We start from the raw sequence: 18637 nt of genomic DNA on the forward strand, positions 1-18637 counted from the left end.
TGTGTCCTTTCAGCCGATCAACTTGTCCAGCGTGATCGGCAGCGCGCGGACGCGCTTCCCGCAGGCATTGAACACCGCGTTGGCCACCGCGGCACCCACTCCGGTGATGCCGATCTCGCCGACCCCGTGGGCGCCCATCGGAGAGTGCGGATCGGGGATGTCGGTCCAGATCACGTCGATCTCCGGCACGTCCATGTGCACGGGCACGTGGTACTCGGCCAGGCTTGGATTCATGACGCGGCCGTTGCGCTCGTCGAACTGCGTCTCCTCCATCAGCGCGAGGCCCAGGCCCATGACGATGCCGCCGCGGAACTGGCTGCCCGCCGTCTTGGCATTGAGGATGCGTCCGCAATCGAAGGAACCGAGGAAGCGGCTGACGCGCGTCTCGCCGGTCACCGCGTTCACACGCACCTCACAGAACATGGCGCCGTGCGAGTGCATCGACCAATGCTGCGTTTCCAGCGGTGGCGGCGCGCTGGCTTCCACGACGAGCTCGTCTCGTCCGGCCCGCGCCAGGATCGCGGTGTAGCTCTCATAACGCGCGGGGTCGTCCGTCTTTACGAGGCCGCCGTCACGGCATGCCACCTCGTCCGGCTTCAGGCCATGCAGCGGCGACTCCCTGGCGGCGAGCTTGAGCAATGCGGCGACCAGTTCCTGTTGCGCTGCCATCACCGCGCTGCCGATCGCGGCCGTCTGCTGCGAGCCGCCCGCCAGCACGATCCCGGGAAACCGGGAGTCCCCGTGACAGAAGCGAACTTTCTCCATCGGCAATCCAAGCCGCTCGGCGGCGACCTGCGTCTGGGCCGTCGCGGTGCCCATGCCCATCTCGTGCGCCGCCACCTCGACCTTCGCGTGGCCGTCCAGCGTGAGCATGATGCGGGCCGCTCCGCCGGGCATGCGGTAGTACGGATAGGTCGCCGTGGCGCATCCCATGCCGATCAGCCACTCACCCTCGCGGCGCGAACCGGGCGTGGCATTTCGCAGGCCCCAACCGAAGCGCTCCGCCCCGGCCCGGTACGCCTCCACGATGTGGCGCGACGAAAAAGGTGCGCCGGTGGTCGGATCCTTCTCCGGCTCGTTGCGGATGCGCAGCTCGACCGGATCGATCTTCATGAGATGCGCCAGTTCGTCGATGGCGCTCTCGAGCGCGAAGGTGCCCACCGCTTCACCCGGTGCGCGCATGAAGGTATTGGCCAGCATGTCGATCGTGGCCACCTCCACGTCCAGCTTGAAGCTGCCGGCCGCATAGGCCGAGCGGGCCGGAAGGACAAAGGGCTCCGGCAGGTTGTTGTGGCCGGTCATCGCGACCACGCCGGTGTGGATCAATGCGTCGAAGCGACCGTCGGCCTGCGCACCGAGCGCCACGCGTTGCTCGGTGAGCGTGCGGCCGCCGACGACGCGGTAGACGCCCTCGCGGCTCAGCATGATGCGTACCGGCCGGCCGGCCAGCTTCGAGGCCGCCGCCGCAAGCACGTGGTGTCCCCACAAGGTCTTGCTGCCGAAGCCGCCGCCGACGAAGGGCGAGGTCACATGCACCTGCTTCTCGTCCAGCCCGAAGATTTCCGCCATCGACCAGGCCATGTGCGAGACAGCCTGCGAGGCGTCGTGAATGGTGAGTTCATCGTCTTTCCAGGCGAGCGTCGCGGCGTGCAACTCGATCGCGTTGTGGCTATGCCGCGGTGTGTGATAGACGGCATCCACCCGGTGCGGGGCCGCTGCGAGTGCGGCCTCGGCGTCGCCGATTTCCAGCTTCAGCGGCTCGCCCTGGAAGGTGCCGGGTTTCGTCCCTTTCGCCCTGGCTGCGGCGAACGAAGTCGTCGCCGGCTCGGCTTCATACGTCACGCGGATCAACGATGCCGCGTGATCCGCCCCTTCCTGGGTCTCGCCGAGCACGACGGCGATCGGCTGGCCGTTCCAGTGCACCCTGTCGTCCTGCATCACCGGCAGATCGTCGCCACCGGCTGCCTTGCTCTTCGACATGAAGAGCGGCATCGGCTTCATGCGTGGTGCGTTCTTGTGCGTCATCACCAGCGCCACGCCGGGCGCGGTTTCCGCCGCGGCGGTGTCAAGCATGGCCATGCGTCCCTTGGGCACGGTGCTGTAGACCAGCGCGGCATAGAGCATGCCCTCCATCGGGAACTCGGCCGCGAAGCGGGCCTCGCCCCGCACCTTGAGCGGCCCGTCGACGCGCGAGATCGGCGCACCGATCAGACCTTGCCGGCGCGCGATCAGCGGATCGGGCGTGCCACCGGGCATCCATGCATCGGGAGCGATCTCGATGGCCTTCTTCATGACCGCCTGAAGGGCTTCCTGAACGATGCTCATGCTTTGATCTCCGTCAGTTCGACGAGCACGGCGGCGATGGTGCGCTTCGCCAGCTCGACCTTGAATCCGTTGTCCCGCAAGGGCTGTGCGGCGGCCAGCTCCGCCTCGGCCGCCAACCGGAAACTCTCTGCCGTGGCCGGCTGTCCCCGCAGCGCCTGTTCCGCCTTCCAGGCACGCCACGGCTTGTGCGCGACCCCGCCCAGGGCGATGCGCACGTCCTTGACCGTGTCGCCGTCCAGTTCGAGCGCAGCGGCCACCGAGATCAGCGCAAAGGCGAAGCTGGCCCGGTCGCGGACCTTCCGATAGGTCGAACGAGCACCGAATGCCAGCGCGGGCAATTCGATCGCGGTGATGAGTTCGCCGGGCTCGAGCAGCGTGTCGATTTCGGGATGGTCTTCGGGCAGGCGATGCAGGTCCGTGATCGGCAAGGTGCGTTCGCCCCGGGCGCCCTGGAGGTGGATCACCGCATCGAGCGCCGCGAGCGCCACGCACATGTCGGACGGATGCGTCGCGACGCAACCCGGCGAGGCGCCCAGGATGGCATGGCCGCGGTTGAAGCCGTCAAGCGCATCGCAACCCTGGCCGGGGTTTCGCTTGTTGCAGCGCGAACCCTCGCAGTCGTAGAAGTAGGTGCAGCGCGTGCGCTGCAGGATGTTGCCGCCGACCGTCGCCATGTTCCGGATCTGGGCCGAAGCGCCGGCCGTGATCGCCCGGGCCAGCACCGGGTAGCGGCTTCTCACTGCGGGATGCGAGGCGAGCGCCGTGTTGCGCGTGGCGCCGCCGATCCACAGGCTGCCGTCCGCGCGTTCCTCGATGTCCCTGGACAGCCCGGTCACGTCGACCAGCATGCCCGGGCCCTCGATCGCCTCGCGCATCAGGTCCACGAGATTGGTGCCGCCGCCCAGGTACCTGGCGCCCGGCTGAGTGCACAGCCGCAAGGCATCGCCCGCGTCCTGCGCGCGATGGTAGGTGAAGGGCATCATGACGCGGCCCCCGCACAGGTTTCGGCGATGGCCGCGACGATGCCGTTGTAGGCCCCGCAGCGGCACAGGTTGCCGCTCATGCGTTCGCGCAGCTCGTCGTGGCTGAGTGCGATCGTGGCGGCCGAGAGGTCCGCCGTGACATGACTGGGAACGCCTCGCCGCAACTCGCCGGCCATCCCGACGGCCGAGCAGATCTGCCCGGGCGTGCAGTAGCCGCACTGGAAGCCGTCGTGCTCGATGAAAGCCTTCTGGAGCGGATGCAACTCGCCCTCTTTCGCAAGCCCTTCGATCGTGGTCACGGAGCTGCCTTCGCACTGCACGGCCAATGTCAGGCACGCGAGCACGCGATCGTCATCGACAAGCACCGTGCACGCGCCGCATGCGCCTTGGTTGCAGCCCTTCTTGGCGCCGTAGAGATGGAGATGCTCGCGCAGGAAATCGAGCAGCGAAACCCGCGGATCGCCGGGCAACTCCGCCGGCAAGCCATTGATGGTGATGGTCATGGATACCTCGTGGGGGTATGAGGTGAGCAAAGAGTCGTCCCACCGTTGCGTGACGATGCGATCGACTGCCGGACGCACTTCTTAGCATGACGGCGGGCGGTGCGCCGTCATCCTTTTTCCACAACGCGTGCATGGGAGGGCCCTGGCGGGCGCGCTCGTCCTACGACGAATCCGTATGTGTTCCTTCGTGGCGACTCGCCCGGCGACTTCACCATCCGACGATGAAAACCTCGCATCGCCCTGGAGCCGTGGCCTCGGCAGCAGTCGGATTGCTGGCAGCCGTGCTGGCCGTCGCGGGGTGCTCCTCCGCGCCACAGCGCCAGGCGCAATGGACGGATCCCGCCCTCGGTGCGCAGTCGGGGTTCCTTCGGGGCGAGAAGGTGCTCATCGCGTGCGACGCCTTCGACGTGGCGATGCGCCGCACCTGCGAGGACGGGCTCTACCGCGAGGTGCTCGCGAAGGGCGCCACGCCGGTGGCGGTGCCCGCCGGGACCGTGCTGCTCAACGACCGCGAACTCGACGGCCAACTCGTTGCCAGCGCCCGAGCGCTCGGGGCCAAGGCCGTGTTCACGATGACCTTGACGCCAGCAACCTCCAACGCGGGCTCGGGTGTCTCGCTGGGGATCGGCGGATTCAACTTCGGCAGCGGCAGCGGCGGGGGCGGAGGGATAGGCCTGAGCGTTCCGGTGGGCGGCGGTGGTTGGTCAACGGGTTTCGCGGCCAATGGTCGTGTCACCGAAGTGAGCAGCAGCCGGCTGGTGTGGACCGCGACCGTGGTGGCAGCACCGTCATCAGACCTCAATGCGCAGTTCGCGGACTTGTCGCGTTCGATGCTGGAGACGGCGCAAGGCGCAGGCCTGTTCTAGTGCCTTTCAGCAGCCAGCAGGACTGACGCAGGAGAGTGAGTCAGCGCGCAGAATGCTGGCACGCGCAGCATCCTGCAGCTCGACGCAGCCCGTTCGTCCCACCGTGCAACCATCGCGCCGTAACCGCCCGCGGAGAAAATTCCATGCCACTTCTTGTCGCTGGCCTCATCCTGTTCCTCGGCATCCATTCGGTCTCGATCGTCGCGCCAGCCTGGCGGGATGCGCAGATCGGCCGGCACGGAGAAAAGCTCTGGAAGGGCCTCTACGCCCTCGCCTCGCTGGCCGGACTGCTCTTGCTCATCTACGGCTACGGCGTTGCCCGCCAGAGTCCGGTCGTGCTTTACACGCCGCCGCAGGCCCTGCGCCATGTCGCGCTGCTGCTGATGGTTCCTGTGTTTCCCTTGCTGTTTGCCGCCTACCTGCCCGGCCGCATCGCGCGCATGGCCAGGCACCCGATGCTGCTTGCCGTCAAGCTCTGGGCCACGGCGCACCTGTTGGCCAACGGCACGCTCGCTGACGTGCTGCTGTTCGGGGCCTTCCTTGCGTGGGCCGTGGCGGACAGGATTTCCGTCAAGCGGCGTGCCGTGCCGCACAGCGTGCCTCGGGCCCCTGCAGGTGCCATGAACGACCTGATCGTGGTCGTCGGCGGGCTGCTGGTCTATGGAGGTTTCTTGTACCGGGTACACGTCTGGTTGACCGGGGTGTCACCACTGGGCTAATACGCAAGGCACAAGCCCGGGTTTGCCGCCGCCATGACCGAGCGCGGCATTCGGCTCCCCCGGGAGTGCCAGGGCTGGCTCGGCGAGATCCTCTCGAGCTGACGGAGGACGATGGCGCGATCAGGCAAGCAGGAGCGGCATGCCTGGGTCGCCCTTCTGCATCGCGCGCTGGTAGGCCTCGCGCCCTGCGATGCGCTGCAGGTAAGCCAGGATGTTCGGATACGGCGTGAGCTCGAAGGGCATGAAGTAGCGCATCGTCGTCAACGAGAAGACGGTCATGATGTCCGCGGCGGTGAAGTCCTTGCCGGCCAGGAACGGTACATCGCCGAGCCGGCCCTCGATCAGCGCGAAGGCGCTGACAAGCCGGCTGTTCAGGCGCGCTGCGATGGGATTGTCGGACGGCAGTTGCAGTCTCCGGACGAACATGTTGCGGCCCATGTTCGGCTGGAAATTCCCGTTGGCGTAGTGCCACCAGAAGATGTAGTCGACGAAGTCCGGATGGTCCGGTCCGAGCACCAGCCGGCCACCCCCGTACTTCGCGATGATGTATTCCATGATGGCGCCGGACTCCGCAAGCAGAAGCTCCCCGTCGCTGATCACGGGCGCCGTGCCCAGCGGGTGCAACGCCACGAGTTCCGGCGGCGCCAGGGAGGTGACCGGATCCCGCACATAGTGCTTGAGTTCGTACGTCAGGCCGAGCTCCTCGCAGAGCCATACGATGCGCTCCGATTGCGACTTGCCGAGATGGTGGACTATGAGCACTTTGCTTCCTTGAAATAGACGCTCGATCATCGCAGGTGCGTGACGGCGCAAAAGGGACTTCAGCATGCAAACTCACCACCAGGCAGACAAGGATGGCCGCGCCATGGAAACACCGCATGGTCACGGCATCCATCTCGGTTGCGCGGGCTGGAATGTGCCACGGGACTTTGCGGACGCGTTCGGCGAGGGCTCCTCGCATCTCGCCCGCTATGCCACCCGGTTTCATGCCGTGGAGATCAACAGCTCCTTCTACCGGCCGCATCGGCGGCAGACCTACGAGCGCTGGGCCGCGAGCACGCCGCCCGACTTTGCCTTCAGCGTCAAGCTTCCGCAGGCCATCACGCACGAACTGCGGCTGGTTCGTGCGATGCAGGTGTTCGACACGTTCCGGGATCAGGTCCAGGGCCTTGGAGAGCGACTGCGCTGCCTGCTGGTCCAGCTCCCACCGAGCCTGGCCTTTGACGCACGCGTGGCGGGCCGCTTCGCCACCGCGCTGCGCCGACGCTACGCAGGACCGGTAGCGATCGAGCCGCGTCATGTCAGCTGGTTCACGCCGGAAGTCGATGCATTGCTCGCGAGCTGGCGCTTCGGCCGCGTGCTCGCCGACCCGGTGCGCCATGACGCGGGAGCGGCACCAGGCGGATGGCCCGAGACCGTCTACTTGCGGCTGCACGGATCGCCGCGCATGTACTGGTCGCGTTACGAGGATGCGTTGCTCGGCCTGCTCGCGCCGCGGCTGTCGACGGCGGCCGCGGACGCCAGGCACTGCTGGTGCATCTTCGACAACACGGCGGCCGGCCAGGCAGTGGGCGACGCGCTGCGGCTCGACGCGATGCTCGCCAGGATGCCCAAAGCACCAGGCTAGCGCGACGACCTGCCGGGAAGAGCCGCTCGCAGTGCCCAACCCTCAAGCGCGAGCCGGCTCGAAGCGCCCCGCGAACTCCTCGGCACACGCCCGAAACTTGGCGTTGCGCTGGTCGAGCGCTTCCTGCGTCATGGGCACCATGATCGGTCCGCCCTCGTGCGCGAAGGCCTGGCACTGCTCGACGTAGGGACGCAGGCGCTCGTGATAGATGGGCGCGGCAGCGCCCATGTCGCCGCCGCAGTCGGTCCAGGTGCTCGCAAGCGTTTCCGCGGCCACCATTGCCAAGGTGGTGCCCATGCCAGACAGCAGCGCCGCGCAGTGGCCCGCATCGCCGATGACCGCCACGTTGCCGTGGATCCAGCTGGGCATGTGGGTCTGGCTCACCGAGTCGAAGTAGAAGCCCTTGGCGGCGGGGTCGGTGAAGGCCGAGCGGATCTCGCGCACCTGCCAGGCGTCGACCCGCGACAGGAAGCCATCGACGATCCTGCGATGACTGGCCACGTCACGGTAGTCGTAGTCGATCTCCGGACTGGCGCACAGCATGAGCGCTTGCGGACCGTCACCCGCATCGCGCACGGCGATGGTCAGGCCCGGGACGTTGAGCATGCCTCGTTGCCATGGGCGATCGTTCGGGAGATCGACGAGGGCGACGTAGTAGCCGAAGTGCCGGACGTAGTTCTTCTCGGGCCCGAAGGCGAGCTTGCGCACATTGGAGTGGAGGCCGTCGGCGCCGACCACGAGGTCGTAGCGGCCTTGCGCGCCGTCCAGGAAAGTGACCGCCACGCCATCCGCACCATCGACCATCGATGCGATGGACGCCTTGAAACGAAACTCGACATCCTCCGGTATCACGCCGAGCAGGATGCGGTTGAGGCGGTCGCGCGAGATCTCGATGTCCTCGTCGGTCTCGTTGGCGAACCAGCGCAGATCCAGCGTCGCGACCTGTGTTCCGGTGGCATCGAGCACCGGCGCCGGGCCTGCAATCACGACCTTCTGGTCATCGATCTGCTGGAGGATGCCCATGCGCCTTGCCGTGCCGAGCGCGCGTCCACGCACGTCGATCGGCGCACCGCCGGGACGCAGGCCATCGGCACGCTCGATCACTGTCACCCGGTGACCGAGATGGGCAAACCAACAGGCGGCCGAGAGGCCGGCCATGCTGGCTCCGGAAATGAGGACGTCCATGGGGCTGCTCCTGAGTGTTGCGCGTGAAAAAGATTCTGTTCGCCTACAGCTTGAACGACTTCGCCATCTCCACCACCGCCTGCTTGTCGAAGGCGTTGACCTCATCGATCAACTCGTTGGAGAACAGCCGGTTGGGGTCGCCCAGCTCTTCGGCCAGCTTCGGGTTCTTGCTGCTCTCGGCGGCCATCGCGATGTTGGCCTGCCATTCGACCAGCGACGATGCGCCCATGCGCTGGTCGGGGTCGTCGGGGCGGCGCATCCAGCTGTTCTTGCGGTCTTTCAGGATGAAGGCCAGTTCCTTGCGCGCCTCGTCTTCGGTGCGACCCTTGGGCTTGCTCTCGGGGTACACAGCCCAGTGCAGGTCGATGCCGGCGTCGAGGTTGGCGTTCGAGAAGATGGTGGACTTGGCGATGCCGCGGAACAGCGCCACCAGGTTCTTGCGCTCGTCCTTCAGCAGCTTGCGGGGCACGCACATCCAGCCGGAGCCGAGCTGCGCAAACTTGGGCGTGAGCGGCACGTAGCGCAGCTTGGTGCCGACAAGTTCGATGCGCGCGGCCGCCGTGTCGAAAGCCACCATCGCATCGACCCGGTCGTTGTCGATCGCCGCGCCCGCCGGCGCGCCGTCACCGATGGCGATGTACTCGCACTTGTCGTCCTTCAGGCCCAGCTCGGCCAGCATGGTCTTGGTTATCACGATGCCCGTGTCGCCCTGGCTGCGCACGCCGATGCGCTTGCCGGCCAGGTCGGCAGCCGTCTTGATCGGGCTGTCCGGCTTCACCACGATCACGTTGGCATTGCGCGGCAGCCACTTGTAGACGCTCACCAGGTCGAGCGTCGGGTCCTTGACCATCGCCGGCACCAGGATGCCGGGGACGGCCGGGCCAAACTCCACGTGGCCGGCGCGCAGGCTTTGCAGCGCCTGCGTCATGCTCGACATGTTGACGTACTCCACGTCCACGCCGCCGGACTTGTAGAAGTTCAGCTTCGGCGACTGGCCTGCGGTGACGAAGCATTGCTGCGGGTCGTTGACCGCCGCGGTGTTTGCGACCTTCATGATGCGCAGGTTCTGCGCCAGGGCCGGCAAGCCGCCCACGAGTCCCAGGCCGCCCAGGCCCAATGCGAAATCACGACGTGTCAACATGGTTCACTCCTTGCCGGTACCGGACCGGCCGCGTTCAAAAAAATGTGAGTCGTGCAGCTGGATGCGCCCGCCGCACCAAGGGCGGATTCAGGCATTGACCGTGCGCTGGGAGGTATCGGCCGGCATCCAGTGCAGCACCCGCGCCTGCACGCGCCGCAACAGGCTGGTCAGCGCGACGCCGATCACCGAGAGCACCACGCACACTGCAAAGCTGCCGCCGGTGTCGGCCTGCGCTTCCATCTGCAGGATCAGGACTCCAAGCCCCGCCTGCGCACCGACGAACTCGCCCACCACCGCACCCACCACGCTGAAGGCGGCGGCCATGTTCAGGCCGGCAAAGACATACGGCAGCGCACTCGGGAACTTGGCCTTGCGAAAGATCTGCCAGCGCGTGGCCGACAGGGAGCGCAGCAAGTCGATGCGGTCGGGGTCCACCGCCTTGAAGCCTGCGATGCTGGTCACCAGCACCGGGAAGAAGGTCAGCATGCAGATGATCACCACCTTGGAGCTGATGCCGAAGCCGAGCCACACCACGATGATCGGCGCCACCGCCACCTTGGGCACGCTCTGCAACGCGGCCACGTAGGGTTCCACCAGTGCTTCCACCTTCGGCATCTGCGACACCAGGATGCCGATGGCCAGGCCCACGCCGCTGCCGATCGCGAAGCCCAGCAGGATCTCGGCGAGCGTCACGCCGCCGTGGTACCAGAAGCCGTCCTTCGCCATCGGTCCTGTTGCGAGACCGCGCCATAGCGCCACCGCGATGTCGCTCACCGGCGGCACCAGATGCTGGGGCACCTTGAAGAGGCGCACCACCCCTTCCCACGTGCCGAGCAGCGCGATCAGCAGCAGGATCGACTGCACGCGTGTGGAAGCAAGCGGATTCCCGCGGCGTGGCTGCGGCGCCTGTGCCCGCTTCGTGGTGACGACGTCGGGCTGCGGGGCGGATTCGGTGTTCATCGTGGCAGTGGTCATGGCAGCACCTTCTTCTTCAGTCGAATGAAACGGCATGCGAAAAGCGCTCGCGGATCGAAGCGGACGCCGCGGCGAAAGTCGGGTGCGACATCACTTCCATCGTTCGCGGGCGTGGCAAGTCGATGGGCAGGACGCGTTCCAGCGTGCCCGGACGCGGCGACATCACGAAGACCTTGTCGCCGAGGAACACGGCCTCGGGAATGGAGTGCGTGATCAGCACCACGGTCTTGCCGCTCTCCATCCAGATGCGCTGCAACTCGATGTTCATGCGCTCGCGCGTCATGGCGTCGAGGGCGCCGAAGGGCTCGTCCATCAGCAGCATCTTCGGGTCGTGCAGCAGCGCCCGCGCGATGGAGGCGCGCTGCTGCATGCCGCCGCTCAACTGGCGCGGAAGCTTGTGCTCGAAGCCTTCGAGGCGGACCATGTGCAACAGTTGCATGGCACGTTCGCGCGCCTGCTTCCTGTCGAGGCCGAGCACTTCGGCCGGCAGCATCACGTTCTCCAGGATCGTGCGCCACGGCAGCAGGATCGAGCTCTGGAACACCACGCCCACGTCGCGCCGCGTGCCATGGATCGGCTGGCCGTCGAGCACCACCTTGCCGACGCTGTAGTCGAGCAGGCCGGCCAGGATGCGCAGCAGCGTGCTCTTGCCGCAGCCGCTGGGTCCGACGATGGTGACGAAGCTGCCCTGCTCGATGGTGCAGTCGATCTGCTTGAGCGCGAGCACGCCGTCGTTGCCGTTGCCGAAGTTCTTGGACAGCCCCTCGATGCGGATGTAGTCGGGCCGGCCGCGCTTCATTGCGGGCGCGGCCGCGGGCAGGGTTGTGTTCATGCCTTGACTCCTTTGGGGTTCAGGAAACGGACCATGTGTTGGGCAATGACTTCCGGCGCCTGCATCGCCGTGACGTGGCCGATGCCTGGCAGCAGGACGGCGTCCGCGCCACGGATGCGGCCTGCCATCGCGAGCGTCACCGACGGCGGCACCACGCGATCGAGTTCGCCGGCCAGCACCAGGGTGGGCGCGACGATGTCGGCCACGCCTTGGTCCAGGGTACTGGCCACGGTTGCGGCCCGCCGAGCGGAACGTGTCGACGCGGGCCTCGCGTTGGCGAAGATGCGCCGCAGTTCCGGCCGTTGCGCGAGAAATGCTTCGGGGAAGAACCACGTCGCCAGCTCTTGTGCGGAGCCCGGCAACCCGCTGCGCAGTGCGCCCAGGCGGCGTGCATCCGGGCACAGTTCCTCGTAGGGGCGCGGCAGCGGCCAGGTGCTTCCGAGCACGAGGCGATCGATGGCCTGCGGATGCAGCAGCGCCAGCGCCTGTGCCACGCGTCCGCCGAACGACGAGCCGAACACATGCGCCCGCCTGAAGCCCAGCGCCTTGATGAACTGCTGCGCGTCGTTCGCGAGGTCCGCCAGCGTGGCCGCGCGCTCGGGCGCCTCGGTGTCGCCGCACTCGCGCTGGTCGTACGCGATCACCGTGAAGTGCTTCGACAGATGCGGCACCAGCGCGGCGAACATGCTGCGCGAGGCCTCCGCGCCATGCATCAACACGAGCGGCGGGCCTTCGCCGTCGCGCTCGAATGCGGTGCGTACCTCGCCCGCCTGGATGAAGTCGGTCATGCCGCGCCCTCCTCTTCCATGTCTTGCCAGAAGGTCATCTCGATCTTCAGTCCGCGCGGGTCGTGCAGGAACAGCTGCTGGATGGCCCATCCGGGAATCGGCGCCTCTGCAAAGGGCACGCCGGCCGCGGCAAGGTGCTCGCGCATTTCCTTCAGGCCCTGCGCGCGGAACGAGATGTGGTCCAGGTGGCCGGTGACGGGCCGCACCGCCGCATCCGGCATCGACAGATGCGCATACAGGTGCACGATCGGTTGGCCTTCCGCATAGAGCCAGGCGCCGGGCGCGGGAATGTCCGGCCGCGCGCCGACCTGCAGGCGCAGCACGCGCGTGTAGAAGTCGAGCAGCGGCGGCAGTTCTTCCGGCGTGCAGCGGATCGTGAAATGGTGCAGTGCGGTGACGGGCATGGTCAAACCTCCACGAGGCTGCCGAGCGACGCGCCGGCGAAACGTTGCGCCAGGCCGGGTGCGACCGGCACCCAGCGCGCCGCAGCCAGCGCCAGCAGGCGGATACCCAGGACCTCGTGCGGCAGCCAGTGGGCGCGGGTGCCGAAGACGTTGAAGGTGGCGTAGCAGAGCGGGCCTTGCAGCAGCGGCACGTTGATCACGCTCTGCAGCCCCAGCGCATGCATCTCCTCGAAGTCATCGAAATGAAGCGGCAGCGCCTGGGCGCCCTCTGCGACGAACACGCGGCCGTGCACGAACAGGCATTCGGTCCACGGCGTGAGCGTCTTGCGCTTGGTGCCTTTGACCGGGAAGCACTCCGCTTCGGATGAATAGAAGCGGCTCAGCCGGATCTCGTCGATCGGGTCGTGCGCCGTGGTCACGTTCTGCTGGATGCTGAAGATGCTGTCGCCGGCAATCTGACGGCGGCAAGCATCGATCAGGCGCAGGGCGGCGTCGATCCCTTGCGCCTCCGGGAGCGCGTCGAGCAGTGGGACCAGGTGGTCTGTGATGGGGGATGCGGTGGCGTTGGGCATGAAGAAAGTCTAGGCCCATCAATTCACCAAAGTGCACTAAATTCTGATGGCCCGATAACCTACGAGTTATGACCATGCCGAACATCCGGGACCCCGCCACCGACCTGCAACACGCGCTGCTGTCGCGCCTGAAGATGCGCCAGCTTTCATTGCTGCAAGCCATCGATCGCCACCGCACGCTGGGTCGCGTGGCGGCCGAGATGCGGCTGAGCCAACCGGCCATCACCAAGGCACTGCGCGAAGCGGAAGACATCTTCGGCAGCAAGCTGTTCGAGCGCACCAGCCGAGGCCTGGTCCCTACGCCTGCGGGCGAGGCCGTGTTGCGCTACGCCCATCGATGGCTGGCCGACCTGGAGGCCACCACGCGCGTCCTCACCTCGCTGGAAGCCGGCCACGGCGGGCGCCTGCGCCTGGGCCTGACGCCGCAGGTGCCGCAACAACTGCTGTCCGCGGCACTCAACCATCTGCTGAACCGCACGCCGCGCATGGCCGTCATGACGCGCGAAGGAACGACCGACGAACTCGTCGCCGGCCTCGTCGCGCGAGAACTCGACTGTGCGATCGGCCGCTCCTACGACGGCGATGCAAGCGAAGTGGTGCAGGAGGCCATCCACCAGCAGGAGCCCTGCCTCGTGGTGTGCGCGACCAGCGTCAAGCGGCTGTCCCGCGGAGCGCTGGACTGGGCACGGCTGGCCCAGCTCGACTGGATCCTGCCGCCGCCCAACACGCCCATGCGCCGAACCTACAACGCGATCTTCGTGGGCGCGGGCGTGCAGCCGCCGCTGCCGATGCTGGAAACCACGTCGATCCGCAGCATCGAGATGGTGCTGCGGACCGAAACGAACGCGGTCTCGATCCTGGCCCGCGACGTGGTGGCCGAGATGGCGCGCGGGGGCCACTGCGCGGCCCTGCCCTACCGACTGAGCTGGAACCTGCCGCCGGTGAGCTTCTTCACGCTGAAGGAACTGGAGGCGCACCCGACCGTGCGCTCGCTCAGGGCGGCCGTGACCGAAACCGCGCGGGGCATGCAGCGCACGACGGCGTGAATGCGGATCAAGCCTGCAAGCTGCCCCCGCTCGCTTCGGCACCGCCGGCGTACCTCGCCACAAGCCTCGCGCGGCGTTCCGGATCCGGGTCGATGTTCACGCGCGCCAAGTTGCCATTCACATGCGGCAGCGCCAGCAGCCGCGGGTCCATGACGCGGAACCACAGCGCGGGAACATACGAGAGCGGGAACATGCCGAAGTAGCCGCTCGGCAGTTGCGGAAGGTCCTCGAAGTGCCGCAGCGACTGGTAGCGGCGCAATGGATACGCGTGATGGTCCGAGTGCCGCTGCAGGTGAAACAGCGCAAGGTTGGTGACCAGGTGGTTGGTGTTCCACGAGTGGTGCGGCTTCGGCGTTTCGTACTTGCCATTCGGCAGTCGCTCGCGCAGCAGCCCGTAGTGCTCGACATAGTTCGCCGACGTGAGCTGCCACCACGCCACTATGTTGTGCACAGCCAGGAAGGGCACCATCACCCATCCGAAAGCGACGATCAGCGAGACCTGCAATACCGCCGTCACGGCATAGCTCTGCAGCATGGTGTTGTGCACGCTCCAGACCGACCTGCGCTGCTGGGCAAGGCGCTCGGCCTCCAGCGACCATGCGCGGCGGATGCCACCCGGCAGTTCCCGGCAGGCGAATCGATAGATGCTCTCGCCCATGCGCGCGCTCGCGTGGTCCTCGGGCGTCGATACCGAGCGATGGTGCCCGCGTCCGTGCTCGACGGTGAAGTGCCCGTAGGCCGGCACCGCGAGGACGAGGCGCGCCAGCCATTGCTCGATCGCGGTGTTCTTGTGCCCGAGTTCGTGCCCCGTGTTGATGCCCAGCCCCGAGTCGGTGCCTGCCACGTAGGCGAGCATCAGCACCGCCCACCACGACAGGTCGTGCGTTCCCACCCACCAGGCGCAGCCGATGAGCGCGACGAAATGCAGCGGCACCGTGAGCCAGGTGAGCCAGCGGTAGTAGCGCTCCAGCTCGAGCTGCGGCACGACGGCTTCGGGTGGATTGTTCTGGTCCTCCCCGATCAGCAGGTCCAGAAGCGGCATCAGGCCGTAGCTGATCAGCAACGGCAGGCCCAGGGCGATCTCGTGGCCAGTGGCGGCGTGCAACGCGATGCCGGTGAACGGCAACAGCGGGTAGACCACGGACAACAGCCACCACCAGCGCTTCCTGTCGCGGTACTCGACGCGCTGGTGATCGGGACCGACGGAAAGATACAGCTTCGTCATGCTGGGGCACCTCGGAGGAACTTCGACATTCTTCGCCCAAGCGCGCGGCAGGGCAATCCTTTGCCTTCGGCTCGCCGAAGCCTTGACCACCGCCGCGGCTTCCCGCTCGTACACGCGCACTTCACGCCACGCGAGTGCGGCACGCAAGTTGCGTGTATCGATGCACTGGCGAAATGGCGATCCGTCATCCACCATTGCGGTGCATTCAGATGTCTCCTCCACCCTCACGTTGGTGGACTTGGTCCTCGGGGCGCACGCCCCGGGGACTTTTCTTGCCTCATCGGAACCGCACCGCCCGATCGGTGCACCGTCTCGCGCACCCGGGGGCCACGCCGCCCTGCAGGCCCTTGCCCCGTGCGTCGATTCGCTGCACCCTATGCGCATGGCAACGCCCATCGTCATCAGCATTCCACATCAGCTCGGCCGCGCCGAGGCGCGACGTCGCATCGAGGGCGGTTTCGCGAAGATCATCCACCTGTTGCCCGGCAGCAGCGGGGCCCGCAGCGAGCGCTGGGACGGTGACCGGCTCATCTTCAGCGTCGCCGCGCTGGGGCAGACCATTTCGGGCGCAATTCAGGTCCTCGACGCCACAGTCACGATGGAAATCGAGTTGCCCGGTGTGCTCTACGTCATCGCCGGCGGACTCAGAGACAGGCTTCAGAAAATGGGCCAACTACTACTGACAAGGAAGTAGCGGATTTTGCAGCGCAGAGCAGCGCAATCGTGTTCAGTGCCAGATCGCGGTCAGGACCTGTGCGAGGCGCGCACCCGCCCTGGCAATCTCCTTGCGCTGGACATCCGTCTTCAGCTTTGAGTAGCCGGCAGGCAGCGTGACGCCGTGGTGATGATGGGCATCCGCGGCGGCGTAGGTGACGCCGTCGAACGCGACTTTCCCATCGGTGAGCGTTTCGGTCGCCCATGCTGTCGACCAGCCCGACATGTCTCCCGCCGTCACGGGCACCGCGCGCGCAAGCGTCATCAGGGCCGCCGATGGCGGCTGCGACGCAAGGCTCGATGCCACCGTGTCCCATTCGCCGTGGAGTTTCTTTGAGCCGATGAGCAGGTCGTTGCCACCGTGTGTTTCGGTGTCCGCGTCAAAGGGGTCTTCGTCCGGGTCCACCACCTTTCCGGTGGCATCCACGTAGACGGCGACCACGTGCAGCGGCTGATGGATGTCGCCGACGTAGTGAGACAGCAGGCGCAATGCCTCCTTCTTGCTCGTGATGTCGAACGGTGGTGGACACGGCTTGCCCTGGAGCACGGCGATGGTCGCGGCAATGGCCGAGACGACGTCCTGGTCGGTGGTTCCGACCTTCCCCTTCTCGTAGGCCACGCGTTGCACCGCGACGTCGGTGTAGTGGTACTGCTTGTGGCAGGGCTCGGTGTTGTTGAATCGCGAGGTGCAGTTGCCCACATTGCGGCGTACGAAGGCTTCCATCTGCCGCTCGCTGGCCGCGTTCTCATAGATGGCGCATTCGGCGTACCGGCCCTCGCCGCCATACTTGAAGGTCGTGGGACTCACGCCCTTGGCGCAATCGGCCCAGACCGAGGCGGTGCGCAGGGTGCTCCCCAGGATCTTGCGGACCTGCGTGGCGGTTGGCGTTCCCGCGATCATCGCGTCGGCGATCGCGCCGACTTCCATGTGGCCATTGGGTCCGTAGGCGAACGTGCTTCCGCACGCGACGGTGCAAGCGAAAGCCAGGGCGCATAGTCTTGCTGACATGGAACTCTCCTTGAGATGAGTGGCAACCCTCGACGCTAGTCGCTTCAACCTCTTGAGGCGACCCCACACGGGAGGAGGAATCACACCCCAGGCTTTGACGTACGCCGCAACCGATGCGTTGACGCTCGGCGATGGCAGCATGACCGCTCGTTGCCAGGCCCTGCGGGTCGGCGGACCCGGAGACATCGCGCAGATCCGCACCTATCATGTGTCGACCCGGCCAATCAACGTATTTCGGCAGTTCCATCAAGGACTCGAATATGGACATTCCACCGTCAGGGCTTTCGCGTCGCGGCTTCATGGGCGGCGTCGGCGCCGGAGGTCTGGCCCTTGGGGCCAGCCTGATGGGGCACGCCGGAAGCGCAACCGCGGCATCGCTGATCGACGTGAACACGGTCACCACGCCAGTCTCCAGCGTGCAGGCCCTGCCGAGCGCCTATTACCTCACCAACGTCCGTCTCGAGACCGGCTTTGTCGAGGAGAAAAAGGCCTGGCTCGATACGCCGGTCCTCACGCATACCAGGACCGAACTGAAGACGTTGCGCATCGCCAGTGGCGCGGTTGCCGAAATCCTGGATGCGAAGTCGGCTGTGCCTCCAGACGCCGCGGTCTATGACGCGCAAGGGCAGTTGATGCTGCCGACCTTTCGTGACATGCACATCCACCTGGACAAGACCTTCTACGGCGGCCCGTGGGAAGCAACACTTCCCACGCAGCATGGCCGGGCAGATCGCGTCGCCCAGGAGCACGAACTCCTGCCCAGGCTTCTCCCGATGGCCGAAGAGCGTACGGCTGCCATGGTCCGTCTCATGCACTCGCAAGGCACGACGGTGTGCCGCAGCCATTGCAATGTCGATCCCGTCAGCAAGCTGGGCAATCTCGAACATCTCAAGGCGTCGCTCGAGCGTTTCAAAGGCACGCTTGATTCGAGGATCATCATCTTTCCGCAACACGGCCTGCTGGCCTCCGACAGCACAGGCTTGATGCGCGAGGCGCTGAGGTCGGGCGGTGTCAGCTATGTCGGCGGGGTCGACCCTACCTCCTTCGATCACGCGATGGAGAAGTCGGTTGATACGACGGTACAACTCGCGATCGATTTCAACGTCGGCATCGACATCCATATCCATGAGCCGCGCGCAACCGCCCTGCCCGCTTTCAATCGCATCATGGATCACGTGGAGAAGAACAAACAGCTGCAAGGCAACGTGACCTTCAGCCACGCCTATTCCCTGGCCGAGCTCTCCAGGGACGAACTCAAGGACATCGCAGCCCGCATGAAGGCGCTGGACGTCACCCTGGCCAGCGCGGTTCCGTTGGGCAGGAGCGCCATGCCGCTGCGCGAACTGCACGAGGCGGGCGTCAAGGTGATCTGCGGCACCGACAGCGTCATGGACTGGTGGAACTCGTTTGGCAATTGCGACATCCTGCAGAAGGCGCAGGAGATCGCCCGACTCCAGTACGCCAGCACGGAGTACGAGATCAGCCGCACGCTGGGCTATGCGACCGGCTTCGTCACGCCGCTCAACGAAAAAGGTGAGCAGGCCTGGCCGAAAGCCGGGGACGAGGCGAGCTTCAATCTTCTGCCTGCGAGTTGCTCGGCTGAAGCGGTTGCCCGTCTACCCGTCCGCAATGCCGTATTTCACAAGGGCAAGCTCGTCCACGGCGCAGTCCCGAAGGCCGCATGACGGCCTTGCTTTGCAGCCCCGTCGCAAACCTTTGCATT

Annotated in this window: 19 protein-coding genes; 6 read left to right on the top strand and 13 right to left on the bottom strand. The window is 66.4% G+C overall.

The features are described 5' to 3' along the window. Positions 1-9 precede the first annotated feature (9 nt). From HCU76_RS05665 to HCU76_RS05675, 3 genes are read right to left on the bottom strand one after another with little or no spacing between them, the layout of a single operon-like run. Complete coding sequence (locus HCU76_RS05665; protein WP_218508696.1) at positions 10-2325, bottom strand: xanthine dehydrogenase family protein molybdopterin-binding subunit; 2316 nt, start codon at positions 2323-2325, stop codon at positions 10-12. Then, positions 2322-3308, bottom strand: a complete 987-nt coding sequence (locus tag HCU76_RS05670; protein ID WP_218508697.1) for a xanthine dehydrogenase family protein subunit M — start codon at positions 3306-3308, stop codon at positions 2322-2324. Before HCU76_RS05670 ends, HCU76_RS05665 begins: the two co-directional genes overlap by 4 nt. After that, complete coding sequence (locus HCU76_RS05675; RefSeq protein ID WP_218508698.1) at positions 3305-3811, bottom strand: 2Fe-2S iron-sulfur cluster-binding protein; 507 nt, start codon at positions 3809-3811, stop codon at positions 3305-3307. The genes HCU76_RS05670 and HCU76_RS05675 overlap by 4 nt, the downstream gene beginning before the upstream one ends. 221 nt (positions 3812-4032) lie before the next feature. Between HCU76_RS05675 and HCU76_RS05680 the strand changes: the two genes are divergently transcribed. Both HCU76_RS05680 and HCU76_RS05685 read left to right on the top strand, forming a co-directional pair. Beyond that, entirely contained in the window at positions 4033-4677 is a 645-nt protein-coding gene (locus HCU76_RS05680) for a hypothetical protein (protein WP_218508699.1), read from the top strand. A gap of 143 nt (positions 4678-4820) precedes the next feature. Next, on the top strand, positions 4821-5396 hold the full coding sequence (locus HCU76_RS05685) for an NnrU family protein (protein ID WP_218508700.1): 576 nt from the start codon (positions 4821-4823) through the stop codon (positions 5394-5396). 120 nt (positions 5397-5516) lie between these two features. Here the strand turns inward: HCU76_RS05685 and HCU76_RS05690 are convergent, their stop codons facing one another. Then, a complete protein-coding gene (locus HCU76_RS05690) occupies positions 5517-6158 on the bottom strand; it encodes a glutathione S-transferase family protein (protein WP_218508701.1) in 642 nt (213 codons plus the stop codon). Between the two features lie 64 nt (positions 6159-6222). Between HCU76_RS05690 and HCU76_RS05695 the strand changes: the two genes are divergently transcribed. Continuing rightward, a complete protein-coding gene (locus HCU76_RS05695) occupies positions 6223-7023 on the top strand; it encodes a DUF72 domain-containing protein (RefSeq protein ID WP_256354011.1) in 801 nt (266 codons plus the stop codon). Between the two features lie 42 nt (positions 7024-7065). Here HCU76_RS05695 and HCU76_RS05700 read toward each other — a convergent pair whose 3' ends face one another. From HCU76_RS05700 to HCU76_RS05730, 7 genes are all read right to left on the bottom strand, one after another. Further along, positions 7066-8208 carry an FAD-dependent monooxygenase gene (locus tag HCU76_RS05700; RefSeq protein ID WP_218508702.1) on the bottom strand — a complete coding sequence of 381 codons (1143 nt, stop codon included), beginning with the start codon at positions 8206-8208 and terminating at the stop codon, positions 7066-7068. Positions 8209-8251: 43 nt separating this feature from the next. Continuing rightward, positions 8252-9349, bottom strand: coding sequence for an ABC transporter substrate-binding protein (locus HCU76_RS05705; RefSeq protein WP_218508703.1), 1098 nt, complete (start codon positions 9347-9349; stop codon positions 8252-8254). An 87-nt stretch (positions 9350-9436) separates the two neighbouring features. Then, positions 9437-10324 carry an ABC transporter permease gene (locus tag HCU76_RS05710; RefSeq protein ID WP_218508704.1) on the bottom strand — a complete coding sequence of 296 codons (888 nt, stop codon included), beginning with the start codon at positions 10322-10324 and terminating at the stop codon, positions 9437-9439. A gap of 16 nt (positions 10325-10340) precedes the next feature. Next, a complete protein-coding gene (locus tag HCU76_RS05715) occupies positions 10341-11156 on the bottom strand; it encodes an ABC transporter ATP-binding protein (protein WP_256354012.1) in 816 nt (271 codons plus the stop codon). Beyond that, the gene (locus HCU76_RS05720; protein ID WP_218508705.1) at positions 11153-11944 is read right to left on the bottom strand and encodes an alpha/beta fold hydrolase; all 792 of its coding nucleotides are present in this window, start codon (positions 11942-11944) and stop codon (positions 11153-11155) included. Before HCU76_RS05720 ends, HCU76_RS05715 begins: the two co-directional genes overlap by 4 nt. Further along, positions 11941-12348, bottom strand: a complete 408-nt coding sequence (locus HCU76_RS05725; RefSeq protein ID WP_218508706.1) for a VOC family protein — start codon at positions 12346-12348, stop codon at positions 11941-11943. Before HCU76_RS05725 ends, HCU76_RS05720 begins: the two co-directional genes overlap by 4 nt. Positions 12349-12350: 2 nt before the next feature. Then, entirely contained in the window at positions 12351-12920 is a 570-nt protein-coding gene (locus HCU76_RS05730) for a GAF domain-containing protein (protein WP_218508707.1), read from the bottom strand. 74 nt (positions 12921-12994) lie between these two features. Between HCU76_RS05730 and HCU76_RS05735 the strand changes: the two genes are divergently transcribed. After that, positions 12995-13966 carry a LysR family transcriptional regulator gene (locus HCU76_RS05735; protein ID WP_213954682.1) on the top strand — a complete coding sequence of 324 codons (972 nt, stop codon included), beginning with the start codon at positions 12995-12997 and terminating at the stop codon, positions 13964-13966. 7 nt (positions 13967-13973) lie between these two features. On the opposite strand, the gene HCU76_RS05740 is transcribed toward HCU76_RS05735, so the two are convergent. Further along, positions 13974-15191: an alkane 1-monooxygenase gene (locus tag HCU76_RS05740; protein WP_218508708.1), complete on the bottom strand. Its 1218-nt coding sequence runs from the start codon at positions 15189-15191 to the stop codon at positions 13974-13976. 382 nt (positions 15192-15573) lie between these two features. On the opposite strand from HCU76_RS05740, the gene HCU76_RS05745 reads away from it, so the two are divergent. After that, on the top strand, positions 15574-15885 hold the full coding sequence (locus tag HCU76_RS05745) for a polyhydroxyalkanoic acid system family protein (protein WP_213954681.1): 312 nt from the start codon (positions 15574-15576) through the stop codon (positions 15883-15885). A gap of 33 nt (positions 15886-15918) precedes the next feature. Here the strand turns inward: HCU76_RS05745 and HCU76_RS05750 are convergent, their stop codons facing one another. After that, positions 15919-16914, bottom strand: a complete 996-nt coding sequence (locus HCU76_RS05750; RefSeq protein WP_218508709.1) for a S1/P1 nuclease — start codon at positions 16912-16914, stop codon at positions 15919-15921. 260 nt (positions 16915-17174) lie between these two features. On the opposite strand from HCU76_RS05750, the gene HCU76_RS05755 reads away from it, so the two are divergent. Then, positions 17175-18599 carry an amidohydrolase gene (locus tag HCU76_RS05755; RefSeq protein ID WP_218508710.1) on the top strand — a complete coding sequence of 475 codons (1425 nt, stop codon included), beginning with the start codon at positions 17175-17177 and terminating at the stop codon, positions 18597-18599. Positions 18600-18637: the final 38 nt, after the last annotated feature.

It is taken from the genome of Variovorax sp. dw_308, assembly GCF_019207085.1.
Taxonomy (GTDB): domain Bacteria; phylum Pseudomonadota; class Gammaproteobacteria; order Burkholderiales; family Burkholderiaceae_C; genus Variovorax.